This is a genomic window from Streptomyces sp. NBC_01471 (assembly GCF_041438865.1).
Classification (GTDB): domain Bacteria; phylum Actinomycetota; class Actinomycetes; order Streptomycetales; family Streptomycetaceae; genus Streptomyces.
Window position 1 is genome coordinate 7363998 of the sequence record NZ_CP109450.1, and the last position, 25692, is coordinate 7389689.

16 protein-coding genes and 4 pseudogenes are annotated in these 25692 nt (G+C 69.3%); 7 read left to right on the top strand and 13 right to left on the bottom strand.

Annotated elements, in window-relative coordinates; all coding sequences use genetic code 11:
• Positions 1-50 precede the first annotated feature (50 nt).
• Both OG285_RS33300 and OG285_RS33305 read right to left on the bottom strand, forming a co-directional pair.
• Positions 51-779 carry a glutamine amidotransferase gene (locus OG285_RS33300; RefSeq protein ID WP_356832235.1) on the bottom strand — a complete coding sequence of 243 codons (729 nt, stop codon included), beginning with the start codon at positions 777-779 and terminating at the stop codon, positions 51-53.
• A gap of 17 nt (positions 780-796) precedes the next feature.
• Positions 797-2035 (bottom strand): MurT ligase domain-containing protein, encoded by a 1239-nt coding sequence (locus OG285_RS33305; protein ID WP_356832233.1) that lies wholly within the window; start codon positions 2033-2035, stop codon positions 797-799.
• A 115-nt stretch (positions 2036-2150) separates the two neighbouring features.
• Between OG285_RS33305 and def the strand changes: the two genes are divergently transcribed.
• Positions 2151-2684, top strand: a complete 534-nt coding sequence (gene def, locus OG285_RS33310; protein ID WP_356832231.1) for a peptide deformylase — start codon at positions 2151-2153, stop codon at positions 2682-2684.
• Between the two features lie 60 nt (positions 2685-2744).
• Here the strand turns inward: def and OG285_RS33315 are convergent, their stop codons facing one another.
• On the bottom strand, positions 2745-3404 hold the full coding sequence (locus OG285_RS33315) for a TetR family transcriptional regulator (RefSeq protein ID WP_356832229.1): 660 nt from the start codon (positions 3402-3404) through the stop codon (positions 2745-2747).
• A 206-nt stretch (positions 3405-3610) separates the two neighbouring features.
• On the opposite strand from OG285_RS33315, the gene OG285_RS33320 reads away from it, so the two are divergent.
• A complete protein-coding gene (locus OG285_RS33320) occupies positions 3611-4840 on the top strand; it encodes an acyl-CoA dehydrogenase family protein (protein ID WP_371793175.1) in 1230 nt (409 codons plus the stop codon).
• Positions 4841-4923: 83 nt separating this feature from the next.
• Here the strand turns inward: OG285_RS33320 and OG285_RS33325 are convergent, their stop codons facing one another.
• Together OG285_RS33325 and OG285_RS33330 are read right to left on the bottom strand one after the other, a co-directional pair.
• Complete coding sequence (locus OG285_RS33325; protein ID WP_371793176.1) at positions 4924-5412, bottom strand: glutathione peroxidase; 489 nt, start codon at positions 5410-5412, stop codon at positions 4924-4926.
• Positions 5413-5517: 105 nt separating this feature from the next.
• Positions 5518-6708, bottom strand: a complete 1191-nt coding sequence (locus tag OG285_RS33330) for a serine hydrolase (RefSeq protein WP_356832223.1) — start codon at positions 6706-6708, stop codon at positions 5518-5520.
• Between the two features lie 206 nt (positions 6709-6914).
• Between OG285_RS33330 and OG285_RS33335 the strand changes: the two are divergent.
• The 3 genes and pseudogenes from OG285_RS33335 to OG285_RS33345 all read left to right on the top strand — a co-directional run.
• Positions 6915-7355: pseudogene (locus OG285_RS33335) on the top strand (recombinase family protein); the annotation flags it as partial.
• Between the two features lie 139 nt (positions 7356-7494).
• Positions 7495-7656: pseudogene (locus OG285_RS33340) on the top strand (recombinase family protein); the annotation flags it as partial.
• 128 nt (positions 7657-7784) lie between these two features.
• Complete coding sequence (locus OG285_RS33345) at positions 7785-8438, top strand: hypothetical protein (protein WP_371793693.1); 654 nt, start codon at positions 7785-7787, stop codon at positions 8436-8438.
• Between the two features lie 1806 nt (positions 8439-10244).
• Here the strand turns inward: OG285_RS33345 and OG285_RS33350 are convergent.
• The 3 genes and pseudogenes from OG285_RS33350 to OG285_RS33360 all read right to left on the bottom strand — a co-directional run.
• On the bottom strand, positions 10245-14672 hold the full coding sequence (locus OG285_RS33350) for a DUF6531 domain-containing protein (RefSeq protein ID WP_371793177.1): 4428 nt from the start codon (positions 14670-14672) through the stop codon (positions 10245-10247).
• Between the two features lie 10 nt (positions 14673-14682).
• The gene (locus tag OG285_RS33355; protein ID WP_371793178.1) at positions 14683-14994 is read right to left on the bottom strand and encodes a hypothetical protein; all 312 of its coding nucleotides are present in this window, start codon (positions 14992-14994) and stop codon (positions 14683-14685) included.
• Positions 14995-15020: 26 nt separating this feature from the next.
• A pseudogene (locus tag OG285_RS33360) lies at positions 15021-15349 on the bottom strand (hypothetical protein); the annotation flags it as partial.
• A 677-nt stretch (positions 15350-16026) separates the two neighbouring features.
• On the opposite strand from OG285_RS33360, the pseudogene OG285_RS33365 reads away from it, so the two are divergent.
• A pseudogene (locus OG285_RS33365) lies at positions 16027-16503 on the top strand (ATP-binding protein); the annotation flags it as partial.
• 284 nt (positions 16504-16787) lie between these two features.
• Here OG285_RS33365 and OG285_RS33370 read toward each other — a convergent pair.
• The 3 genes from OG285_RS33370 to OG285_RS33380 form a co-directional block, all read right to left on the bottom strand.
• On the bottom strand, positions 16788-17183 hold the full coding sequence (locus OG285_RS33370; RefSeq protein WP_371793179.1) for a hypothetical protein: 396 nt from the start codon (positions 17181-17183) through the stop codon (positions 16788-16790).
• A gap of 383 nt (positions 17184-17566) precedes the next feature.
• Positions 17567-18457, bottom strand: a complete 891-nt coding sequence (locus OG285_RS33375) for an acyl-CoA thioesterase (RefSeq protein ID WP_371793180.1) — start codon at positions 18455-18457, stop codon at positions 17567-17569.
• 70 nt (positions 18458-18527) lie between these two features.
• Positions 18528-21110: a DUF3516 domain-containing protein gene (locus OG285_RS33380; protein ID WP_356832219.1), complete on the bottom strand. Its 2583-nt coding sequence runs from the start codon at positions 21108-21110 to the stop codon at positions 18528-18530.
• A 72-nt stretch (positions 21111-21182) separates the two neighbouring features.
• Between OG285_RS33380 and OG285_RS33385 the strand changes: the two genes are divergently transcribed.
• The gene (locus OG285_RS33385; RefSeq protein ID WP_356832217.1) at positions 21183-21977 is read left to right on the top strand and encodes a metal-dependent hydrolase; all 795 of its coding nucleotides are present in this window, start codon (positions 21183-21185) and stop codon (positions 21975-21977) included.
• A gap of 47 nt (positions 21978-22024) precedes the next feature.
• Here OG285_RS33385 and OG285_RS33390 read toward each other — a convergent pair whose 3' ends face one another.
• Positions 22025-23806, bottom strand: coding sequence for an ABC transporter ATP-binding protein (locus OG285_RS33390; protein ID WP_356832215.1), 1782 nt, complete (start codon positions 23804-23806; stop codon positions 22025-22027).
• The gene (locus tag OG285_RS33395; RefSeq protein WP_371793181.1) at positions 23803-25671 is read right to left on the bottom strand and encodes an ABC transporter transmembrane domain-containing protein; all 1869 of its coding nucleotides are present in this window, start codon (positions 25669-25671) and stop codon (positions 23803-23805) included. Before OG285_RS33395 ends, OG285_RS33390 begins: the two co-directional genes overlap by 4 nt.
• Between the last annotated feature and the right edge of the window lie 21 nt (positions 25672-25692).

A 25692-nucleotide genomic window follows, 5' to 3' on the forward strand; every position in this document is an offset into this window, starting at 1 on the left:
CGTAGCGGGCGTCCGCCTGCTGGACGCCGCTCAGATGTACGTATAAGGCCTCATGCGGGCTGTGTTGCCGCCGCGATCCGCTCGGTCCGCAGTGCCTCGTACCAGCGGTCGTCGGTCGGAGGCAGCGCGTTGACGTCCAGGGCCAGCTTGAGCAGCAGATCGGCGATCTGCGGGTTGCGGGCCAGCACCGGGCCGTGCATGTACGTACCGAAGACGGTGTCGTTGTACGCGCCCTCGGTGCCGTCGCCGGTGCCGTTGCCCCGGCCGAGCTGGACCCGGGCGAACGGGCGGGCGGTCGGGCCGAGATGGGTGATCCCCTGGTGGTTCTCGAAGCCGGTCAGCGGCGGCAGGCCCAGCCGCTGGTCGATGTCGCCGTACACGTCGCCGACGCAGCGGTCGCCCTCGCCACGGGTCGAGATCACGTCGAGGAGTCCCAGGCCCGGTTCGCGCTCTCCGAGGTCGTTGATGAACTCGTGGCCGAGGATCTGGTACCCGGCGCAGACCGAGAAGATGATCGCGCCGTTGGAGGCCGCCCTGCTGAGGCCGCCGTCCCTGCGCAGCCGCTCGGAGGCCAGCCGCTGCGGCCGGTCCTCGCCGCCGCCGATCAGATAGATGTCGCCGGATGTCGGCACCGGCTGGTCGCTGCGCACGTCGACACGGGTCACGTCGAGGCCGCGCTGACGGGCCCGGCGCTCCACCACCAGCGCGTTGCCCTGGTCGCCGTAGGTGCTCAGCAGGTCAGGGTAGATCCACACCAGACGCAGGCTGTTGTCGCTCATCATCGTTTCCTCTGAGGTCAGTTGCCGACGCGGCGGCGCACGTCCTGGAACGCGGTGTAGTTGGCGATCAGTTCGATCCGGCCGGGCGGTGCGTACTGGACCGCCTCGTCCACGGTCTCGCAGACGTGGAACTGGAGACCGGCCACTTCGAGCCGTACCGCGAGGTCCAGCTTGCGGTCGCCGATGACGAAGATCGGGTGGCCCGCCAGCCGGGTGTAGTCGACATCCCAGAGCCAGGAGGTGTCCGTGCCGTCGGCGCCGCGGGCGTTGACGGCGAGGATCACCGGTGTGGGCGGCGGATCGATCAGCGAGAACGTCTCCAGCCAGCCCGCCGGGTTCTTGGCGAGCAGCAGCCGCACCTCACGGTTGAGGAACGACACGACGTCGTAGCGCCCGGCGACGGCCTGCACTCCGTACATCCGCTCCAGGGCGACCTGCGGCGGCACACCGAAGGTCGCGGCGACGGCAGCCGACGTGGTCGCGTTCGCCTTGTTCGCCCGGCCCGGCAGCTGGAGGTGGATCGGCCAGGCCGAGCCGTGCGGATCCAGGACGTAGTCGCCGGAGAGCGCCCAACTGGGCGCCGGACGGCGGAAACCGCAGTCCGCGCAGAACCACTCGTCGTTCGGCCACTGGAGCACGCCGCCGCAGGACGGGCACGACCAGGCGTCGTCCTTCCACTCCTGGCCGGCCGCGACCCAGACCACGGTGGGGGAGGAGGACGCGGCCCACACGACCAGCGGGTCGTCGGCGTTGGCGATGACGACGGCCTTCGTCCCGGCCAGCCCCTCGCGCCACCTCTCGGCCAGCATGCGGGTCTCGCCCGCCCGGTCGAGCTGGTCCCGGGAGAGGTTCAGCAGGGCGATCGCCTTGGGCGTCGTGTCGCGTGCGACCCCGGCGAGGTACTTCTCGTCGACCTCGATCACGCCGAAGCGGGCGTCGGAACCGCCGGCCAGCGCGGAGGTGATGCCCGCGGGCATGTTGGCGCCCAGGGCGTTCGACACGACCGGGCCCGCGGCCCGCAGTGCCTCGGCGATGAGCCGGGTCGTGGTCGTCTTGCCGTTCGTCGCCGAGACCAGGATCACGTCCAGATGCTGGGCGAGACGCCCGAGCAGGTCGGGGTCGAGCCTCAGTGCGACCTTGCCGCCGATCACCGATCCGCTGCCGCGCCCCGCGGCGCGCGATACCGCTGCCGCGGCCTTGCCTGCCGTCACGGCCAGCTTGGCCCGCGGCGACAGCGGCTCCGTGTTGCCGTCCATCGTCCTAGATCCTCCTTGCGTCGGCGCGGGGCTCAGCCTATCGAGATCCGGCCGTGCGCCCGACCTCGGCACCACCGGGGCGGCGCCGTTCCGGCGGGAACGTACGCTTGCCGCCATGCGAAACCGCCCGATCCCCGGCAGTTCCGGAGCCGTGCGGACGATGAGTCCGCACGGCGATCCCGTGCTGCACGCGCCCTGCGAGCCGGTGGCCGGCTTCGACGCCTCGCTCGCCCGGCTCGTCGAGGACATGTTCGCGACGATGTACGCGGCACGGGGTGTCGGCCTCGCGGCGAATCAGATCGGCGTCGGGCTGCGGGTGTTCGTCTACGACTGCCCCGACGACGAGGACGTCCGCCATCTCGGGCACCTGGTCAACCCCCGGCTGGTGGAGGCGGACGGGGTCTCCGTGCGCGGCGCCGAGGGCTGCCTCTCACTGCCCGGCATCGAGGCGGGCACCCCGCGCTTCGACCACGCCGTCGTGGAGGGCTTCTCCGTGACCGGCGCCCCGGTGACGGTCAGCGGCACCGGATTCTTCGCCCGCTGCCTCCAGCACGAGTGCGACCACCTCGACGGCCTGATGTACACGGACCGGCTGTCGGGCTGGCGCCGCGGCAGGGCGCTGCGGGCCGCCCGCAAGGCGGGACATTGACAGGGCCACAGGGCCTTTCGTCCGGATCAGGCCGGACGACCGCTTCGGTTCGCCCGGTGTTCAGAAACCCGGTCCGCCCGCACGGTCGGTGGCCGCGGAGAGCCTGCCCCAGAGGAGATCGGCGAGACTGCTGACCAACTGCGCCCGGGAGCAGGGCCGTTCGCCGAGCCACCAGTCGCCCGCCGCATGCATCATCCCGACGATGCCGTGGCCCCAGACCCGCGCCAGCTGTTCGCTGTCGGGTCCGAGGTCGACGCGTTCGGCGATCACCTTGGCCAGTTCCTCGCCGAGCCTGCGCAGCAGCGGCGCCGAGTGCAGCCCCACGTCGAAGGCCTGCTCGGGCTGCTGGCTGTCGTCGGCCGGATGCATCAGGAAGCGGTAGACCTGCGGTCTGGCCTCGATCGCCGCGAGATAGGTGTCCAGCGTGGCCTCGACGCGCTCACGGCGGCCGGCCGGAGCGTCCAGCGCGGCCCGCAGCGCGCTCAGCAGTGCGTCCGTGTGGCGCTTGGCGAGTGCGCGGTAGAGGCCGCCCTTGTCGCCGAAGTGCCGGTAGAGGATGGGCTTGGTGATCCCGGCCTCGGCGGCGATGGCGTTCATGGACGCCTTCGGCCCGTCCCGCAGTACGACCCGGTCGGCTGCCTCCAGGAGTTCCCGGCGACGGCTGTGGGCCGAGCGCTGTTGCGCGGCCTGTGTTGCACGTGTGGCCTGTGTGGTCCCCATGGGTATCTCTTCCCCGCCCTGCGATTCTGGCTCTGTGACACGGACCCGTGCTGCGTCCGCCGATTGATCCGGCCCCCGCCGAAACGTAACACCCGGCCGGTGGCCCGCGTCGGGGGCGACCGTGGAGGTTGACAGGTGCTACTTGCCAGTAACAGACTGCGGTTACCGCAAGTAACAAGTCAATGGAACGCAGTGCTGGAGGGGACATGGCCGAGTTCACGCTCGAACTCAACGATGACCAGAAGGAGGTCCGCGACTGGATCCACGGATTCGCCGCGGACGTCATCCGCCCGGCTGCCGCCGAGTGGGACGAGCGTGAGGAGACGCCCTGGCCGGTGATCCAGGAGGCGGCCAAGGTCGGCATCTACTCGCTCGACTTCTACGCCCAGCAGTTCTTCGACCCGACCGGTCTCGGCATCCCCATGGCCATGGAGGAGCTCTTCTGGGGCGACGCGGGCATCGCCTTGTCGATCGTCGGTACGGGTCTGGCCGCCGTCGGTGTCCTCGCCAACGGCACCGAGGAGCAGATCGGCACCTGGATCCCGCAGATGTACGGCGACGTGGACGACGTCAAGGTCGCGGCCTTCTGCTCGTCCGAGCCCGACGCCGGCTCGGACGTCGCCGCGATGCGCACCCGCGCGGTCTACGACGCGGCCAAGGACGAGTGGGTGCTCAACGGCACCAAGACATGGGCGACCAACGGCGGCATCGCCAACGTCCATGTCGTGGTCGCCGTCGTCGACCCCGAGGCCGGCTCCAGGGGCCACGCCTCGTTCATCGTCCCGCCGGGGACGCCGGGCCTCTCGCAGGGCCAGAAGTTCAAGAAGCACGGCATCCGCGCCTCCCACACGGCCGAGGTCGTCCTGGAGGACGTCCGGGTGCCCGGCCACTGCCTGCTCGGCGGCAAGGAGAAGCTGGACGAGCGGCTGGCCCGTGCCCGGGAGCGCGCGAAGCAGGGCGGCGGCGAGCGCGTGAAGAACGCGGCGATGGCCACCTTCGAGGCCTCCCGCCCGGCGGTCGGCGCCATGGCGGTCGGCACCGCACGGGCCGCGTACGAGGTCGCGCTGGACTATGCGAAGACCCGCAGCCAGTTCGGCCGCCCGATCATCGACAACCAGGGCGTCGCCTTCCAGCTCGCCGACATGCGGACGCAGATCGACGCGGCCCGCCTGCTGGTCTGGCGGGCCTCCTGGATGGCATCGGCGAACAAGCCGTTCACCGCCGCCGAGGGCTCCATGTCCAAGCTGTACGCGAGCGAGACGGCCAAGAAGGTCACCGCCCAGGCCATCCAGATCCTCGGGGGCAACGGCTACACCCGTGAGTACCCGGTCGAGCGGATGCACCGCGATGCCGCGATCTACACCATCTTCGAGGGCACCAGCGAGATCCAGCGCCTGGTGATCGCCCGGACCCTGTCGGGCACGCCGATCCGCTGACCCGGCCGTACCCCCGAAATACCCGAACGGGCCTGCGGAGGCGCACCTCCGCAGGCCCGTTCCGTATGGTCCGGCCGGTGTTCTCAGGCCGGAAGCTGCGCCTCGATGGCCGCCACGACCTCCGGCGCCTCCGGCTCGGTACGCGGGCGGATCCGGGCAACGACCTCACCCGCCGGGGAGATCAGGAACTTCTCGAAGTTCCACTGGACGTCCCCGGCCTCACCGGCCTCGTCGGCCACCTGCGTCAGCTCCGCGTACAGCGGGTGCTGCCCGGCGCCGTTGACGTCGGCCTTCTCCAGCATCGGGAACGTCACCCCGTAGGTGGCCGAGCAGAAGGTCTGGATCTCCTCCGCGCTGCCCGGCTCCTGTCCGGCGAACTGATTGCAGGGCACGCCGATGACGGCGAAGCCGCGCTCCCCGTACTGCTGCTGAAGCTTTTCGAGACCGGCGTACTGCGGGGTGAGACCGCACTTGGACGCCACGTTCACCAGCAGCACCGCCTTGCCCCGGTAGTCGGCCAGGGAGGTCGCGTCGCCGGTCAGGGTGCGCAGGGGGACGTCGTACAGGCTCATCGCCAGCTCCTGTCGTAGGTCAGTGGCACGTACTCGGTGGTACGTACTGTTCCAGAGACCTCCGGACACCCGGTCGACGCCCCCGGCCTGCGGCCGTTCACCGGCTCAGGCCTGCCCGCCCTGCCTGCGCGCCCGGCGCCGTGCGATCAGCAGGGCGCAGGCCAGCGCGGCCGCGGCCACCCCGCCGGCGAAGACGAACGCCGTCCAGCCGGAGACCGTGACGTGCGAGGTCTGCGACGCCGCGACCGGAGGTGTGTGCTCCGCGGGCGCCGGGGTCCCGGCGGGGGAGGTGGGCCGTGCCGGGGTGAGGCCGGGCAGCACGCTGACCGGGGACGCGGTGGGCGACGTGGCGAAGCCCCAGTCCAGCAGGGACCGCGTCTCGTTGTAGGCGTCGTTCGGCTGCCCCGACTGCGGGTTCATGACGGTCACCAGAAGGGTGCGCCCGTTCCGCTCGGCGGCGGTGACCAGGGTGTTGCCCGCCTCGGTCGTGTAGCCGTTCTTGACCCCGAGCAGGCCGGGGTACTGCACGACGCCGTGCGACCCCACGAGCAGCCGGTTGGTGTTCTGGATGCCGAACGCGCCGGGACCGCCCGAGGCCGGGAAGCGCGCCGTCCTGGTCGAGGCGAACCGCCGGAACTCCGCATTGGTCAGACCCGCGCGGGCGATCACGGACAGGTCGTACGCGGAGGAGTGCTGCCCCGGGGTGTCGTATCCGTCGGCGGATTTCACGACGGTGTCCCGCGCCCCGATCCGGCGGGCGGTGGCCTGCATGTCCTTGATGGTGGCCGGTACGCCGCCGTTCATCACCGCGAGGGTGTGCACCGCGTCGTTGCCCGACGCCAGGAACACACCCCGCCACAGATCGGCGACCGTGTACCGGGTGCCCTCCTTCATCCCGACCAGGCTGCTCCCCGGCTGGAGCCCGGTGAGGTCGGTCTCCGCTGTCCGGTGCACCTCCTGGGGCGGGAACTTCGGCAGCACGGTCAGCGCGAAGAGCGTCTTGAGCGTGCTGGCCGGCGGCAGCTGCCGGTGCGCGTTCCTGGCCGCCAGCACCCGGCCGGTCCGCAGGTCGGTCACCATCCACGACAGGGCTGTCGCCGCGGGTGGTCTGGCGACCCCCGAAGCGACCTGGACGCCGGTGCGGTACAGCGCGGACTGCCCGCTGTTCGCGGCCGGTTGCGGCGCGGGCGGGCTGTCGGCCCGCGCGGCCGGGGAGAGGGAGGCGAGCACCAGTGCGGGCAGGGAAACGGCCACGGCCGCACGGAACCTGACAGAACACCACATCGCTTGCGACATGATCACACCGTAGGAGAAGTCGGACAGGGTCGCTCCGTGGCTTAGCCCGACTGCCCGGCCCCGACCGGTACGGCGGCTCCTCGCCCCCTGGTCAGGCGCCGAGCCTGCGGAACAGCCCCTCCTGGGGCGGAGCGACACATCCGCACGATGTGTCGCCCGCGACCAGAGGGAGAAGGGTCTCTACATGAGCGGTATGGGTGAGGGGCATGACCCTGAAGAGTACTGGGACATCTACGTTCGTAAGTCCGCGTTCGTCCGAGGGCACCGACAGGAGCCCAAGAGGCGCTGGGCGGGCCGAAGCGGAACGGGCGGGCAAGAAGGTACGCCGGGTCTGGAAGGACATCGCCTCGGGGTACAAGGACGTCAAGCGCACCGACTACGACGCCGCACTCGATGCTGTGCGTTCCCGTGAGGTAAGCGGACTCTGGTGCCTCCGTCTCGACCGGTGGAGCGGCAAGGGCGCTCACTCGGTGCTCGACATCATCGACCCGGAAGACGGGACACCGCCGAGGCGTCTGATCTTCCACGGTGACTACCTGGACAGCTCCAACCCCCGTGACCGCCGTCAGATCATCAACCGCGCGGAGGACGCGAGGGAGGAGAGCGAGCGCACCTCAATGCGCGTACGGGAGACCAAGGACTACCAGCGGGAGCACGGCATGGGGGCTTCCGGACGGCCGCCTTACGGAATGAAGGTCGCAGAGGAGACCCGAAAGCTGGAGCCGGACCGAGGCCCGCCGTCCCAGACAAGCCGGCGGGCCCCAGCAAGGCCGATGTCGCACGCAGGTGGTACCCGGAGGCGATCGAGGGGGGCACAGCACCCGGGCCATCGCCCGCAGGCTGAACGCCGATGGGATCCCGTCGAGTACCGGCGGTCGGTGGAGTCCACAGGTGGTCTACCAACATCTCCTCAACCCGGTCTACGCCGGATGGCAGGTCACCCGCCTCAACCGCGGGCATGGTATCCCCGTGCGCTACATGGACCGAAACGGCCACCCCGTCCGGGTGGGGGAGGGGGGAGCGACGAGGAGCACCGCCCTGCCCATGAGACGGCCGGAGGGCACCGGATCACCCACATGGCGGTGGAGAAGAGTGGGCACGGCCGGGCGAAACACCTGCTCACCGGCCTGCTGCGGTGCGAGGGCTGCGGAAGCCGCATGCCGAGCACCGGCAGTTCATACTCCTGCGTGGCCAAAAGGCGGGCAAACCCTGCGAGGCGCGCGCCTCGGCGATCCGGGGCAGTCTCGAACGGTACGGAGAGCTGGCGCGACCGGCTGCTGAGGATACAGCCGAGCGACCCGATGCTCGTCGTCGCCGCACAAAGGTGGCTGGCGCTGACCTGTCTCGACGGGACGGCGGAGATCGCAGCAACGCGGGCCGCCGCGAAGGCTGCTGAATCCGCACTGCAACGGCTGCTCGCCGACCGGCAGGCCGGAGTCTACGAGGGACCGGCTGCCTCGCCTCTTCAACCCGATGCTGGAACAGGCCACGCGAGACGAGGAGGCGACCGGCAAAGCGTTGCGCGATCTGGCGCGATTCCCGATGGACATCTCCTTCCTTCCGGAGGAGACAACAGAAGGAAGTACGTCTTCTCGCGCGGCTTGACGGATCGGGGAGTGGAGGAGATCACGAACATCACAGGTCGGGGCCGGCGCGATGGTGGTGAGGGTGGCGGAGACGCTGAGGGTATCGCCGTCGAAGAGTTCGGTGCGCTCCAACGAGCGGCGTGATGGGCTAACGGGGCCCAGGCAGCAGCGGCCTGTCGCGCTGGCGTCGTCACCGCAGGCTTTCGTCCGACAGTCACTGGAAGGTTGCTGACAATCCGGCTCCCAGCGAAGTGGGGTTGATCCTCGGGAAGAGGGTCAGGAGTCGCGTCGGGTCTGCTTGAGAAGCCAGAATGTTGCCCGTTCGCGGACCTGAGCGCTCTATCGGGAGGGCGCTGCCGGCCCGCTCCTCGATCGTTCTGGCCAGTTTCAGCAGCGATGCAGCCCTCCCCCCCGTTCCCCGCTCGGTCAAGGCCCCTCTGGTCTGCGCGCCGGCTGGGGCCGTAGACGTTGAAGAAGCGGAAGGGGAGGAGACGGGGAGGCCGTAGCTGTGGTGGCCCGTACGCCGTCTCCAAACTCGCCACCGAGGCCTACCTCACCGCGTAGGCCGAGGTGGTCCAGTACGAGAGCCACCATAGGCGCCATCCCAGTGCCCTCTCCCTCGTGTGCGGCGAGCACCGATTCCACCCGCTCCCACCAGGGGCCGAACGGTTCGGACCGGCTGTGCATGCCGGGCTCGAAGTACTCGCCGTCACGCCATACCAGAAGACGTCTAATCCGTCGGTGGTCGCCACGCTGTACGTCTCAGAGCCCCGAGACAACTCTGCGAGCACTGCCTCCTCGAAGCTGATGCCACCGTCCTCCTCGACGCAGAAGGCCCATTCACCGATCTTGCCGGCCCGCAGCAGCGAGACCATCCCGTCGCCGGAGTCACCCGAGGGCAGATCCGAGCCGCGTCCCAGTCGAGGAGGTGCGCCTGGTCCGGATCGGCCCCGTACCGGGCGAACACCTCCTCGGGGCCCAGCCCCCGGGTAAAAGTGACGCACATCCAGGCCCTCGCCCAGTTCAGCGAACCTGCATCCGCGCCTGCTTTCATGGTCTGCCTCCGTCGTTTACGCCCGGTCATCGCCCCGGGACCGAGCCCTCCGGGCACTCCATCGTCCGCCGAACGCCGAGGGGGCCCGGATCATGATGCCTGGATCATGCGGCGGGAGCAGTACCGGGCGAAACTCCCAGTGGGGTCTCTACACGGTGAACTCGATACGAAGGGGACCGTTTCCACGAACCACCGCCGAGCCGTCACGCGACGCGATTTGCTGAATCAGCCCATCGGCCACGCCCGACCAGGACATCTCGACGAGATCTTGTTACGAGCTCCAAGCGGCCTGTTGGATCATTCGTGATCTTGCACTTTCGCCTCTGTCAAGGTGTGACCGCAGCAACCCATTCGCTGGTCCGCACGAGAATAGGGCCAGCAACTTCGGTGCCCCCAGAGATGTACGCACCCCACCTCAGTTCATTGCACGCGAAGAAGGACTCGCCCCACGTGTCCACCCAGATACGCACCTTATTCTCGCCCGACTGGGTCACGTCCCACCACGCCCAACCGCGGGATTCGGATTCGGGGTCGAACTGGTACAGCCATTCCTGCAGGTCCCACGGCCCCTGGTCCAGTGCAGCGGCATAGCGCTCGGCTCCATGAGATACAAACTCCGGAACTGACGCCGAGGACCCCCTGGCTGCGGCGACGAACCAGTCGGGGAGTGTGTCGACAGGAAGGTCGGATCCGTCGTAGGGATGCACCACTGCGAGTTGGAGCGCGGGGGCCAGAATGGACCTCATTCTCGCTTCGAAGTCCGGTACTGGGGTACTCGTTCGGACATCGAAGGCGCACAGGACAGGTGGCGCATCTACGGGCGACGGGCGGCGTGACAGGCGCGCCAACTCGTGCTGGATATCTTCGATTTCGTGAAACATTTCAGTGCCTCTCCACTACCCGTCCTGGACAACTCTTCCAGGATACTTTGCTAGTTCTTCCCGGAACTCTTTGAGCATTCCGCCAGGAATTCCATAAAGATCCTCCCCCATGGTGGGGTCTGAAATCTCGGGGCAGATCTTCTTCATCTGCTTCCATTCCTCCTTGGTGAACCCAAGTCCTGGAGGTTGTTCTTGTGGGATTGCCGTCCTTCTGATGTTGTCGCGAAATTCCCTGGATATCTGGAACTCTACGATCTGCCCAGCTTCACCTCGGAACCTGACTGTATGGCCGAGGTCGCCACTCAGGTTGACGTACAAGAACCCCTTGCCGGTGATCGTTACTTTGCCGTTCTCTCCGATGTGGATGCGTCGGCTCTGGGGGAAGTCCGTCTGCTTGCGATACCCAAGGATGGCCTCCTCGCACTCGGGTGCAAGTCCAAGGGGGTCTGTCCACGTCTTCGGGTTGTGCACGTAGGCGGATGGGTTGGCGGCAGGTGCGAGGCCCAGCGGATCAGGGGAGAGGTAGCGCGCGGATTCCGGGTCGTAGTACCGGTGGTGGTTGTGATGGAGTCCCGTCTCCGGGTCGAAGTACTGGCCCGGGAAGCGCAGCGGCGTGTACGTCGTGCTGCTGGACGTCCAGGACGTTGTTCCCCACAGAGTGGTACGTGCGCGCCAGGCGACCGTGCCTGCTTCATCGACAAGTTCGGTCGGGGTACCGACGAGATCGGTGATGATGGCGAAGAAGCGGGAGTCGATCTCGACCTGGGCAGCCTGGTCGACACCGATGCGCTCGGTCTGCGCGATCGGGTGCAGCCCCTGGTGGTCCCAGGTGAGAGTGATGGAGTGGGGCAACTCATCAGCCACTGTGGTCTGCTCGCAGAGGGTGGTGCCGTCCCAGGTGAACTCTGTTCGTTCGACGACAGGGGCCCCGTCTGCGGCCAGATGCTGTTTGGAGGTGCGGCGGCCGAGGGGGTCGTAGTGGTAGCGCCAGTGGGTGCCGTCGGGGGTGGTGACGTGCGTCAGTTGGTCTTCCGCGTCCCAGGTGTAGTGCCAGGTGTCAGGTTTGCGGGAGGGGCGGGGTTTCTGGCGGAGGGTGGTGCGGCCGAGGGCGTCGTGTTCGTAGCGGACGGTGCCGGCGCGGGTGAGGGTGGTGCCGGTGTAGTCGCGAGCGCCGGTGGCTTCCCGGCCAGGGTGGGTGGTGGGCCAGGAGGCGGTGGTCTGGTTTCCGGCTGCGTCGTAGGAGTAACTCTCCGACCAGTTAGGGGCATTGACGTGAGTAACGCGACCGACGGGGTCGAGAGTGAAAGTGCTGGGGCCGGAGAGCTGGTCGTCGATGCCGGTGAGGTATCCGTCGGGACGGTAGGTGTAGGCGCGCTGCTGGATGCTGCGGTCCGTACTGGATATCCGCTGGTCGGTGAGGCGGCCGAGGGGGTCGTAGGCGGAGGTGAGGGTGACCGATTCGCCGATGCGGCGGGTCAGTTCGTGGCCTGCGGCGTCGTGTTCGAAGGTGAGGGTGCGGCCTGAGGTGGTGAGGGTGTCGCGGCGGCCTGTGGCGTCGTACGTCCAGGTGCTGGCCGCTCCAGATGGCGTGCGGCGCGAGGTGCGGCGGCCGAGTGCGTCGTGGCCGAAGGTGAGGGTGCGGCCGTTGACGGTTTCAGAGACGAGGCGGCCGTGGTTGTCGCGCTGGAAAGTGACCGTGGCGTCGGGGCCTGCGGCTTCGGCGAGTTGGTCGAAGCGGTCGTAGGTGTAGGTGGTGACGGCGCCGGCACTGTCCTTGGTGAGGGTGCGGCCGAGGGCGTCGCGGGTGTAGCGGACGGTCTGTTGGAGGGCGTCGGTGCGGGTGGTGAGTTGCGCGGCGGCGTCGTGGGTGTAGGTGAGGGTGCGGTCGTCGAAATCGGTTTCGGAGGTCAGGCGGCCGGCGGGGTCGTAGGTGTAGTTCCAGGCAAGGCCCTGGGGGTTGCGGACCTGGGTGAGGCGGAGTTCGGGGTCGTGCTGGAATTCGTGGCGCACGCCGTCGGGGCCGGTGCGGGTGCTCATGAGGTCGAAGTGGGTGTACTCGAAGTGGGATACGGCCCCGAGGGGGTCGGTGTGGTGGGTGCAGTTGCCTTCGCCGTCGTAGGCCCAGGTGTTGGTGGTGCCGTCGGGGTCGGTGCGACGGGCGAGGTGGCCTTCGAGTGTCCAGTCGAGGTGCGTCGTTGCGCCGAGGGGGTTGGTGAGGGTGGTGGGGCGGCCGAAGGCGTCGCGGGTGTAGCGGGTGACCGCGTTGAGGGGGTCGGTGATCTGGGTGGGCAGACCGGCGCGGTTGTTGCGGACGTGAGTGGCGTGGCCGAGGGGGCCGGTGGCGGTGGTGAGGTGCCCGGCCGCGTTGTACGTGAAGCGGGTCGTCGCACCGGTGGGGTCGGTGACAGCTGTGCGGTTGCCGCGGTCGTCGTACTTCAGGTGGACTGTCAGGTTGTCCGGTCCTGTGATGCGGGCCGGGAGGCCGAGGTCGTTGTACGCGGCGGTGGTTTCGCGGCCGTCAGGGCGGACGACGCGGGCGACCGCGTCGGTTGCCTCGTCGTACTCGTAACGGGTGGTGCGGCCGAGGGCGTCGGTGACGGCTGTCAGCCGGTGTTCTGCGTCCCATTCCTGGTGTGTGGTGTTGCCGAGGGGGTCCGTCTGGCAAATGAGGCGGAGGGCTTCGTTGTGTGCGTAGTGGGTGGTGTGGCCGAGGGAGTCGGTGATGGTGGTGGTGCGGGTGGGGTCGTCGTAGGCGAGGGTGCCGGAGAGGTAGCCGGCGGAGCCGTCGGTGCGGATGACGCGGCCGTGTTCGTCGTAGGTGTACGCGTAGACGGTGTTGTTGCGGTCGGTCCAGGAGGTGATGCGGCCCTCGGTGTCGTATGTGAAGTGGAAGGGCTGGCCGGTGGAGTTGGTGATCTCGGTGAGGTGTCCGGTGGTGTCGTAGCCGTATGAGAGGAGGGTGGTTCCCCGGCTGTCGGGGTCTTCCGGGTCGAGGAGGCGGAGGCCGGTGATGCGGGGGAGGTGGCGGTGGGTGTCGAGGGCGATGCGGTAGCCGCCGGAGTGGGTGATCTCGACGGGGGTGGCGTCGGGGGCGTAATGGACGGTGATGCGTTGGCCGTTGCGGTCCTGGATGTGCTGGAGGGGGAGGTCGACGGCCTGGCCGTCGTCCGCAGGCAGTGGGGAGTGGAAGATGTACGCCTGCCCCGTGTCCGGGTCGGTGATACGCAAGGCCCCATCCACCTCGGTGTCCCAGGTCAGGGGCAGGCTCGGGCCCTGCTCCGGGTACGCGGGGGCGCCGGTGTCGGGGACCGGGTGGGGGTAGACGAGGCGGGCGCCGTCGGGGGCCGCGTAGGTGAGGGTGGTCTCGTCGGCCTGGAGGCGCTGGTCGAGGGTGGAGGCCCAGGAGGGCCCGAACCAGCCGCCGTGCCGGTACGACGAAAGATGCGTGCGCTCCAGGACCAGCGGGAGCGTGCCCGGGAGTTCGACGTCCGTCTGGGCCAGGAGCATGTCGCCGGTGGCGACGTCGATGGGGTCGCGGGCGCACTTCTTGAACATGTTGCGGATGGAGGCGGGGAGTTTCTCCCACTCGCCGGGGCGGAGGTTGAGGCGGGAGAGGCCGGTGCCGTCGAGCTTCAACGTCTTTGCGAGGGCGGCGAGTTCGCTGGGCTTGAGTTTCTTGAGGCCCTTGCCGAGAACTTTGCCGAGGACGCCGGCCCCGATGCCCAACGCGGCGCTGGAGGCGAGGAGTTCGGCGAGTTTCGCGGGATCCTTGAACGCGGCGGGGTTCTGCAGGGCGGCGTCGAAGGCCGCGAATTTCATGCCTTCGCCGGCCATCTTGCCGACCTTCGCGATGGTCTTGATCTCCTTGAGGGCCTTCAGGGCGCGTTCGGCGCTGCGTATCGCCTCCAGGACGGCGCGGATCACCGAGCCCATGCGGGAGCCGGACTGTTCGATACGGGCGATCAGCGTGATGATCTTCGCGGCGCGAGCTCCGGCTGCGAGGCTGGAGGCGATCGCGGTGAGGCCGCCGGTGAGGACGGACAGGGCGAGTCCGGCGATCTCCATCTCGACGATCTCAGCGAGGATCACGCCGATCTCGGTGATGAGTTCGTGGGCCTCGTCGGCGAACTTGTCCAGCGCGGTGGCGCCTGTGCGGAGGGATCCGGCGAGCTTGGTGGCCTGGGTGCGGGTGGTCCTGGCGCGTTTGTGGAGTTCCTTGGCGGCCTTGCCCTCCCAGACGACGTCCTTGAGGGCGAGGTCGGCGTCGTGGGCGGCGGCGTCCAGGGCGCCGGCCAGGGCGCGCCACTTCTTGGCTATCTCGCGGATGCCGTCGGGGTCGACGGCGGGGTCGGTGATGCCGAGGAATTCGAGACCGCTGGCGAGGGTGTCGCCGAAGGCGTGGTTGGCCTTGTCGATCCAGTGCAGGGGGTTGAGGTCGACCACGGCCGGGCCCTCAGCCCTTCTTCTTGGGGGCTGCGGCGGCGAGCAGGGCGTCGAGGAGGTCGAAGGCGTCGCTGACGTCGCCCAGGAATTTCGCCTCGCCCTTCCACTCCTCGTCGAGGCCCTTGGTGAGCTTGGCGAGGGTTTCCATGCCGTCGTGTATGTCGCCGGTGATGCTCATCAGGGAGCCGGGCGCGCCGAAGGCGGAGAGGTCCTTCGAGGCGGCGGTGAACTCGACGATCGGTTTCGCGGTGTGGTGCGAGACCTTGGCGAGCTTGGCGGCCGCCTTGTGCAGCGAGACGGGCTCTTTCTTCAGGTCGGACATGGATCCCCCGTCGTGATGGTGCTGCTTCAGCGGTTGGTGGACTGGTTTTCTTGGACGTTGATGTCCTGAGTGCCGTCGAAAGGCCGTTGGGGAGGTTGCCGCCGGTGCCGCCGGAGCCCTTCCAGGTGATCTCCCACGTGATGGAAGCCTTCAGCTCGTACGGCTGCCCGCTGGAGGCCCGCAGTTAGCTGATACCGCACGGAGGGGTCTTCTCGGCATCGCCCTTGGTGTGAGGGGCACCGATGCTTCCGTCCGTATTGACGGGGCATCCGCCATCGGTCGGGGAGGTCGAGGCGTCCTCCGTGCCCGGGTCCAGATGGAGGCTGACCGGCTTGGCGGTGGTCTCCGCCCATACACAACAGGCGAAGTACGGCGGTTCACGGTGCGACTCCCGGTGGGGCGAGGGTGCGTTCGAGCGAACCAAAGCTATCCCCGTGGTGCGTGGCAGCACCAAGCCGGGCCGTATCAAGTCAGGGGAGAGGCGCCGCAAAGTCTGTTGAAGCGGACAGGTTTGATTACGGATGCAACCGTCCCCAGGGCGAGCCATCATCCGGCCCAGGGCCATTCGCCCGGCTCGCGGACCGCTCCCCACGCTCCGCTTCCCGCGCGAGACCGTGGACTCCGCCACCCCTGCCGTGCCCGCCACCGCACAGAGGGCTCGACTGTCCGGGGCACTATTTCCGATCTCGGGCAAAGGACTTGAAAGCGCTTGTGAGAGTGGGGTTCCGCTCTTCGCGGACCCACGGTGTCGTGGTCGTGTCCGCCAATGCGATCACCGTGGAGGTCCTTGGCGTGGCACCCATTCTCTTCACCGCTGTCTTGTTGATGCCGTTCATGACGGCTGCCGGCCCGTTCACGCTGTATGAGGCGTGGGATTGTGTACGCCCTGGCGTGGGTGCCATCGGCTTGTCGTACGTAGGCAGCACATGCGGCCCCCTTCGGGGGAGGACGACGATGAGCGCACGAAGGCGATCGGAGGCCGTCCCGAACGTGCTGTTCCGCTGAGGCAGTTGTCACCCCGGGGCTGCCACGCAGGCGCGGGCCGCGATGTGCCGCGCGCTGGCTGAACTCGGCTATGAAGGCGCGACGATCAGCGATGCGGTGCTGGCCGTCTCCGAACTGGTCGCGAACGCGACCGAGCATGCGGTGGGGCCGTACGAGATGCGGCTGCGGTGCACAGCGGCCGAGGTCATCTGTGATGTCGAGGACGGTGACCCGCGCATCCCGGAGATTCCGGAGTTCCCGGCTGTAGCTCCGTACGAACCGGCGGAAGAGGATCGCGGGGGCGGGCTGGACGCGCTCTGCGCCCTGTGGTCCGAGCGAGGGAGGGGGCTGCATATCGTGCAGGAACTCACCAAGGGAGCTTGGGGGGTCACCTGCGGTCGGAACATGAAGGTGGCGTGGGTGGCTCTTCCGTTGCCGCCGGCGTCCGTCATTTGTGCGGCTGCGCGTCATCGATCCGTGGCGGATGCCGGTCGGGACGGCGGGTGTCGCGGCGGCGGAGGGTGAGTTCGCCTTCGAGCGGGCTTCGGTCACCCGGGCATGGAGTTCACGGAACCGTGAACTCCGCCCCCGTATAGGTGATTTGGAGTGACAGCTCTCGGTCGTTCTTGGCGATATTCACACCTTGAGAGTGAATAGGAGTCGAGCGTTCCGGATTCCGTTTTCGCTTGGGGCTGGGTAGGCAGCGACGGCGCAACACCCGTCGGCCAGTCGGCGAATCGCTTCCGCAGCGAGCGCGGGCCCCAGGCCGAACCCACGCCACGGATTCTGCAGAAAGACGCGGTCGAGGATCAACAGGTCCCCGACTTGGATCTCGGTCGCGCGCTCAAGGACTTCGCGTACTCGCCGCTCTTGGGCGACAGAATGGCAGACGCGATGACTTCGAGGTCTCCTGACTCGGCATCGGCGACCTCCCACCGACTCTCACCGGTGTACGCCCTTAACCGGCAGAGGACCAAGTGGCCGACCGGGCTGCCGGCTTCCAGGGTCTTGCCATCTTCGGGGAGAGCATCGTCGTCCTCGTAGCCTTCGTCGCCCCGCTGTCCGTAAGTGGCGTTGACGTACAGGAACTCCAGATTGTCCTCGTACCCGTTCGGTTCGATCGGGTGTGCATGGCCATAATCCAGGAACAGGCGGGAGGGATCTCCTGGCAGCTCGCGCGCCGGACGGCGAGGTGTGGTTGTCATGCAGGAGGGCCAGGACGCGGCACTGACAGCCAGCGGGGAAACCGCGTCCAGGAACCGCCCGGCCATCGACTCCCGATGCCGGAGCGGGGCCGGTTCAGCGGCCCAGCGCCACATACGGGCGCAGGATGCACCGGCAACACCTGCGACAGTCAGGGGAGTTGCTGCCGAATCCGCTCCGGTTCCCTCTCGTTCCCGTTGCACTCCCGTGAACTTTCCGTCGTGGACCCGCCGCCCCGCTCAGCTCCCAGTACCGGCTGAACTCTGCCTAAGCTCCATCGCCGGCCAGGGCTGTGGATTGGGATCCGGGGTGCCGGGTAGTGTGGTGCCACGCATTGCGTGGCACCACACCCGGGACGGGCTGGTCCGCACAGATCAACCACCGATCAGGGTGTCGATTTGTGACCCGCAACATACGGACGAAAAAGCCCCTCCTGGACGACCGAGACCAGCAGATTCCCCGCGCGGTCGAAGATCTGGCCGCGGGCCAGCCCCCGGCCGCCGGTCGCGATGGGCGACTCCTGGTCGTACAGGAACCACTCGTCCGTACGGAACGGGCGGTGGAACCACATGGCGTGGTCCAGCGACGCCATGTCGAATCCGCGCGGCCCCCACAGCGGCTCGACCGGAATGCGGACCGCGTCGAGCAGCGTCATGTCGCTGGCGTAGGTGAGCGCGCAGGTGTGGATCAGCTGGTCGTCGCCGAGCGGGCCGACCGCGCGCATCCACACCGCGCTGTGCGGATCGGCGCCCTTGATCTCGTCGGGGGTCCAGCGCAGCCGGTCCACGTAGCGGATCTCGAAGGGCTGCCGCCGGGCCATCCGCTCCAGCGCCTCGGGCAGCTCGCCCAGGTGCTCACGGAGCTCGTCGGAGACCGTCGGCAGCGACTCCGGGTCCGGCACGTCGCGGGCCGGGGGCGCCTGGTGCTCGAAGCTGCCCTCCTCCGGCCGGTGGAAGGACGCCGTCAGATTGAAGATGGTCCGGCCCTGCTGGACCGCGGTCACCCGGCGGGTGGTGAACGAGCGGCCGTCCCTGACCCGTTCCACCTGGTAGACGATCGGCACGCCCGGCCTGCCGGGACGCAGGAAGTACGCGTGCAGCGAGTGGACCGGCCGCTCGCCGTCGGTGGTGCGGCCCGCCGCCACCAGGGCCTGCCCGGCGACCTGCCCGCCGAAGACCCGCTGCAGGGACTCGTGGGGGCTCAGGCCGCGGAAGATGTCGACTTCGATCTGCTCCAGGTCGAGCAGGTCGATCAGCTTCTCGGTGGGGTTCGTCATACGGTGTCCTCCCAGGTCACAGCGGTCTCCCAGACCCAGGCGCCAGCCTGGTCCACGGTGGCCGCCCGGGTCACAGCTGGCCGACGGCGGTGACGCGGACGACCGCACGGCCCTCCTCGTCGGAGGCCGCGAGATCCACCTCCGCGCTGATGCCCCAGTCGTGGTCGCCGTTCGGGTCGGCGAAGATCTGCCGCACGCGCCACAGCCCGTGCGCGGTGTTCTCCTCGTCGGCCTCGATGATCAGCAGCTTGGGGCCGCGCGCGTCCGGGCCGGTACCCAGATCGTCGTACTCGTCCCAGTAGTCGTCCATCGCCTCGCCCCAGGCGTCCTCGTCCCACCCCGCGTCGCCGTCCAGCTCGCCGAGCGCGGCCACGTTGTCCAGCGCCGCCAGCTCCACCCGGCGGAACATGGCGTTGCGCACCAGCACCCGGAAGGCCCGGGCGTTGGCGGTGACCGGCTTGACCTGGTCGGCCCGCTCGGCGGCCTGCTCCGCGGTCTCCACCTCCGGGTTGGCCAGCTGCTCCCACTCGTCGAGCAGGCTGGAGTCCACCTGGCGGACCAGCTCGCCCAGCCAGGCGATGAGGTCCTGGAGGTCCTCGGACTTCAGGTCGTCCGGGATGGTGTGGTCGAGCGCCTTGTACGCCCCCGCGAGGTACCGCAGCACGATGCCCTCGGTACGGGCGAGCTCGTAGTGAGAGGTGAACTCGGTGAAGGTCATGGCCCGTTCGTACATGTCACGGATGACCGACTTCGGCGACACCGGGTGGTCGCCGACCCACGGGTGGCTCGTGCGGTAGACGTTGTACGCGTGCACCAGCAGCTCTTCGAGCGGCTTGGGGTACGTGACCTCCTGGAGCCGCTCCATGCGCTCCTCGTACTCCATGCCGTCGGCCTTCATCTGGCCGATCGCCTCACCGCGCGCCTTGTTCTGCTGGGCGGCGAGGATCTGCCGCGGGTCGTCCAGCGTCGACTCGACCACCGAGACCATGTCCAGGGCGTACGAGGGGGACTCCGCGTCCAGCAGGTCGAACGCCGCCAGCGCGAACGTGGACAGCGGCTGGTTCAGCGCGAAGTCCTGCTGGAGGTCGACGGTGAGCCGGATGATGCGGCCCTCGGCGTCCGGGGTGTCCAGCTGCTCCACCACACCGCCGTCGAGGAGCGAGCGGTAGATCGCGATGGCGCGGCGGATGTGCCGCAGCTGCGCCTTGCGCGGCTCGTGGTTGTCCTCCAGCAGGTGGCGCATCGCCTTGAAGGCGTTGCCCGGCCGGGCGATCACCGAGAGGAGCATGGTGTGGGTGACCCGGAACCGCGAGGTGAGGGGCTCGGGGTCGGCGGCGATCAGCTTCTCGAAGGTGGTGTCGCTCCAGGCGATGAAGCCTTCCGGTGCCTTCTTGCGGACCACCTTGCGGCGCTTCTTCGGGTCGTCGCCCGCCTTGGCGAGCGCCTTCTCGTTCTCGACGACGTGCTCGGGGGCCTGCGCGACGACGAAGCCCGCGGTGTCGAACCCGGCCCGGCCCGCGCGCCCCGCGATCTGGTGGAACTCCCGGGCCCGGAGCGTACGGACGCGGGTCCCGTCGTACTTCGTCAGGGCGGTGAACAGCACCGTGCGGATGGGCACGTTGACGCCCACGCCCAGGGTGTCCGTACCGCAGATGACCTTCAACAGGCCCGCCTGCGCCAGCTTCTCGACGAGCCGGCGGTACTTGGGGAGCATGCCCGCGTGGTGGACGCCGATGCCGTGGCGCACATAACGCGAGAGGTTCTGGCCGAACTTGGTGGTGAAGCGGAAGTTGCCGATGAGATCGGCGATGCGGTCCTTCTCCTCCCGGCTGCACATGTTGATGCTCATGAGCGACTGCGCCCGCTCGACCGCCGCGGCCTGGGTGAAGTGCACGATGTAGACGGGCGACTGCTTGGTCTCCAGCAGCTCGGTCAGCGTCTCGGTGATCGGGGTCCGCCGGTACTCGTACGAGAGCGGGACCGGGCGGCTCGCCGAGCGGACCACGGAGGTCGGCAGGCCGGTGCGCCGGGTCAGGTCCTCCTCGAACCGGGAGACGTCACCGAGGGTCGCGGACATCAGGATGAACTGCGCCTGCGGGAGCTCCAGGATCGGGATCTGCCAGGCCCAGCCCCGGTCCGGCTCCGCGTAGAAGTGGAACTCGTCCATCACGACCTGGCCGATGTCGGCGTACTTGCCGTCGCGCAGCGCGATCGAGGCCAGCACCTCCGCCGTGCAGCAGATGACAGGGGCGTCCGCGTTCACGGACGCGTCGCCGGTGAGCATCCCGACGTTCTCGGTGCCGAAGAGCTTGCACAGGTCGAAGAACTTCTCCGAGACCAGGGCCTTGATCGGCGCGGTGTAGAAGGTGACCTTGTCGTGAGCCAGCGCGGTGAAGTGCGCACCTGCCGCCACCAGGCTCTTTCCGGAGCCGGTGGGGGTCGAGAGGATCACGTTGGCCCCGGACACCACCTCGATCAGCGCCTCCTCCTGAGCCGGATAGAGCGTGATGCCCTGACCCTCCGCCCACGACGAGAAGGCCTCGAAGAGTGCGTCGGGATCGGCGGTCGTGGGGAGCTGATCGATAAGGGTCACGCCTCCATCTTGCCTGCCTTCCCCGCTCAAGGGGGAACCGGCTGCCGGCGTGAAGATCATGAGCGATACGCTTCCCTCTCGAACGGGCCTCAACTGGGCTTCAGCACAACGGAAAACGGGGCGGAACGAACCATGATGGGACCGGCGCACTCCCTGTCAGGAGCAGCAGCCTGGCTGGGGGTGGGGGCGGCGGCGACGGCGTACGGACATCCGATGCCGTGGCCGGTCCTCGTCGTCGGTGCGCTGATCAGCGCCGGGGCGGCGCTGGCGCCGGACCTCGATCACAAGGCCGCGACGATCTCCACGGCGTTCGGCCCGTTGTCGCACGGGCTGTGCGCGGTCGTGGACGGTCTGGCGACCCTCGTGTACAAGGCGACGCGGGGCAAGGGCGACCCCCGCAGGGCGGGCGGCCACCGGACCCTCACGCACACCTGGCTGTGGGCGGTCCTGCTCGGCGCCGGAGCCTCCGCCCTGGCGATCTACTGCGGCCGCTGGGCGGTCCTCGGCATCCTCTTCGTCCATGTGGTGCTCGCCATCGAGGGACTGCTCTGGAGGGCCTCGCGCCCGTCCAGCAGCACCGTGCTGGTGTGGCTGCTGGGTGCCGCCGGTGCGTGGATCCTGGCCGAGATCCTGGCGAAGCCGGGCAACGGCTCGGACTGGCTCTTCACCGACCCCGGCCAGAACTACATGTGGCTGGGCCTGCCGATCGTCCTGGGCGCCCTGATCCACGACCTCGGCGACGCCATCACGGTCTCGGGCTGCCCGATCTTCTGGCCGATACCGCTCGGCCGCAAGCACTGGCGTCATGTCGGCCCGCCCAAGTTCATGCGGTTCCGTGCGGGCAGCTGGGTGGAGCTCAAGATCCTCATGCCGGTGTTCATGGTGGCGGGCGGAGTCAGCTGCGCCTTCGCGCTCGGCGTCATCTGAGCGGACGGCGAACCGGGGGCGGACGCTTCTCCGCCCCCGGCCCGTGCTCACCCGTGCCAGGACCGCCACAGCGCCGCGTACGCACCGTCCGCCGCGACCAGCTCGTCATGGCTGCCCAGCTCGCTGATGCGGCCCTCCTCGACCACCGCGATCACATCCGCGTCGTGCGCGGTGTGCAGCCGGTGGGCGATCGCCACGACCGTGCGCCCGTCGAGCACCCGGGCCAGCGAGCGCTCCAGATGGCGGGCCGCCCGGGGGTCGAGCAGTGACGTCGCCTCATCCAGCACCAGCGTGTGCGGATCGGCGAGCACCAGCCGGGCCAGCGCGACCTGCTGGGCCTGCGCCGGGGTGAGCGCCAGACCGCCCGAGCCGACCTCGGTGTCCAGCGCCCCGTCCAGGGCGGCGGCCCAGCCGTCCGCGTCGACCGCGCCGAGCGCCGCCCACAGCTCCGCGTCGTCCGCGCCCGCCCTGGCCAGCAGCAGATTGTCGCGCAGGGTACCCACGAAGACGTGGTGCTCCTGGTTGACCAGCGCGACATGTTCCCGTACGCGCTCCGCGGGCATCCTGGACAGCTCGGCGCCGCCCAGGGTGACCTCGCCGGTGCGCGGTGCGTAGATCCCGGCCAGCAGCCGCCCCAGTGTGGACTTGCCCGCGCCGGACGGCCCGACCAGCGCCATCCGGGTACCGGGAGCCACGTCCAGCGTCACCCGGTGCAGTACGTCGACGCCCTCCCGGTAACCGAAGTGCACCGCGTCGGCGCGCACCGCACGCCCGTCCGGGCCGACGGACCCGTCGCCCGCGTCCGGTTCGATCTCACGCACACCGACGAGCCGGGCCAGCGAGACCTGGGCGACCTGGAGCTCGTCGTACCAGCGCAGGATGAGCCCGACCGGATCGACCATCATCTGGGCGAGCAGCGCCCCCGTGGTGAGCTGGCCGACGCTGATCCAGCCCTGGAGCACGAAGACCCCGCCGAGCATCAGCACCGCGCCGAGGATCGTCACATAGGTGACGTTGATGACCGGGAAGAGGACCGACCGCAGCCACAATGTGTACCGCTCCCAGCTGGTCCATTCTCGGACCCGCCGCTCGGAGAGCGCCACCCGGCGGGCACCGAGGCGGTGCGCCTCGACGGTCCGCCCCGCGTCCACGGTCTCGGCGAGCATCGCGGCGACCGCCGCGTATCCGGCGGCCTCCGAACGGTAGGCCGACGGCGCACGCCTGAAGTACCAGCGGCACCCGGCCAGCAGCACCGGCAGCGCGATCAGCACCGAGAGCGCCAGCGGCGGCGCGGTCACGGTCAGCGCGCCGATCAGCAGCCCCGCCCACACCACGCCGATCGCGAGCTGGGGCACCGCCTCACGCATCGCGTTGGCGAGCCGGTCGATGTCGGTGGTGATACGCGAGAGCAGGTCACCGGTGCCGGCCCGCTCCAGGACACCGGGCGGCAGCGCGACCGACCGTACGAGGTAGTCCTCGCGCAGGTCGGCCAGCATCTCCTCGCCGAGCATCGCGCCGCGCAGCCCCACCAGCCGTACGAAGAAGGTCTGTACGGCCAGTGCCACGGCGAACACCACCGCGACGCGGCCCAGATGGAGGTCGTGGCCGCCGTTCGAGAGGTCCTCGACGAGACCGCCCAGGAGATACGGGCCGACCAGTGAGGCGATCACCGCGAGGGCGTTGGCCCCGATGAGCACGGCGAACGCCCGCCGGTGGCGGCCCAGCAGCTCGCGTACGTAGGTCCGCACCGTCGTGGGTGTGCCGACGGGCAGTGTGGTCGCCGTCTCCGGTGCCGCCGGGTCGTAGGGCGGGGGCGCGACGCCGATCATGCCGACTCCTCGATGTCTGCGAAAGCCTGCGGGACGGGTGGGGCGGCCGGGGGAGGCGCGGACGTCTCGTCCGAGCCGCCCGCCTCGTCCGCTCCTTCGTCGGGATGGCGGGTGACGACCGCGCGGTACCGCACGTCGCCGTGGAGCAGTTCGCGGTGCGCGCCGGTGGCGGCGACCACGCCCTCGTGGACGAAGACCACCCGGTCGGCATGGTCGAGCAGCAGCGGCGACGAGGCGAAGACCACCGTCGTACGACCCGTGCGCAGCTCCTTCACCCCGCGGGCGACCCGCGCCTCGGTGTGCGAGTCGACGGCCGACGTCGGCTCGTCGAGCACCAGCACCTCCGGGTCGGTCACCAGCGAACGCGCCAGCGCCAGCCGCTGCCGCTGTCCTCCGGAGAGCGACCGCCCGCGTTCGGTGATCCTGGTCCGCAGGGGATCGCCGCCCGGTTCGACGGCGGCCTGGGCCAGCGCCTGCAGGACGTCCGCGCAGTGTGCGGCGGCCAGCGCCCGCGCGGCCGGCACCCGGCCGGACGACGGCACGTCGAGCAGCTCGCTCAGGGTGCCGGACAGCAGCACCGGGTCCTTGTCCTGGACCAGGACGGCCGTACGGGCCGTGTCCAGCGGCAGATCGTCGAGCGCGACCCCGCCGAGCAGCACGGACGGGAGCTTCTCCGCGTCCTCCACGGTGGCGTGCCCGCCGAGCCGCTCGGCCAGCGCGCCCGCGACGTCCGGGTCGCCGCACACCACGGCGGTGAACTCACCGGCCGACGCGAGCAGTCCGGTCACCGGGTCGTAGAGATCGCCGTCCGGCGCTTCCGGGCACACCGCGGTGCCGGCCGGCCGGCGGTCGGCCGTCCCCTCGTACGCCGTGCGTTCCAGCGCCAGCACCCGTGCCGCGCGTTTCGCCGACGGCCGGGAGAAGGAGTACGCCATGGCGATCTCCTGGAAGTGCCGCAGCGGGAAGAGCAGCAGCGTCACCGCGCTGTACACGGTGACGAGCTGACCCACCTCGATCCGTCCGTCGGCGGCCAGCCGGGCGCCGTAGCAGACCACACCGATCAGCAGCAGCCCCGGCAGCAGCACTTGGATCCCCGAGATCAGTGCCCACATACGGGCGCTGCGCACGGCGGCCCGGCGCACTTCCTGGGACGCGCTGCGGTACCGGCCGAGGAACAGCTCCTCGCCCCCGATGCCGCGCAGCACTCGCAGCCCGGCGACGGTGTCGGCCGCCAGCTCGGTGGCCCGGCCCGCCTTCTCCCGCTGGACATCGGCCCGTGCGGTGGCGCTGGACAGCAACGGCAGGACGGCCAGCGCCAGTACGGGCATGGCGAGCGCGACCACGATGCCCAGCGACGGCAGATACAGCACCAGGCCGGCACAGATGACGACCAGCACGGTCGCGGCGGCGAGGAAGCGCGAGAGCGCCTCGACGAACCAGCCGATCTTCTCGACGTCGGCTGTGGACACCGCGACGACCTCACCCGCGGCGACCCGCCGGGTCAGCGCCGAACCCAGCTCGGCGGTCTTGCGGGCGAGCAGCTGTTGGACACGGGCCGCAGCAGTGATCCAGTTGGTGATCGCGGTCCGGTGCAGCATGGTGTCGCCCACCGCGATCGCCGCGCCGAGCAGCATGATCAGCCCGCCGGAGAGGGCGAGCCGGCCGCCGGAGCGGTCCACCACCGCCTGGACGGCGAAGCCGACCGCCAGTGGAAGTCCGGCGATCGCGCACTGGTGCAGCAGCCCCCAGGCGAGCGACCGGCACTGGCCGCCGAGCTGATTGCGCCCGAGCCAGTAGAGGAAACGGGGACCTGACCGTACGTCGGGATCGCCTGGATCTGGATAGGGAAGATCGCGAATCTGCATGGGATCCCAGAAGTCGATGAC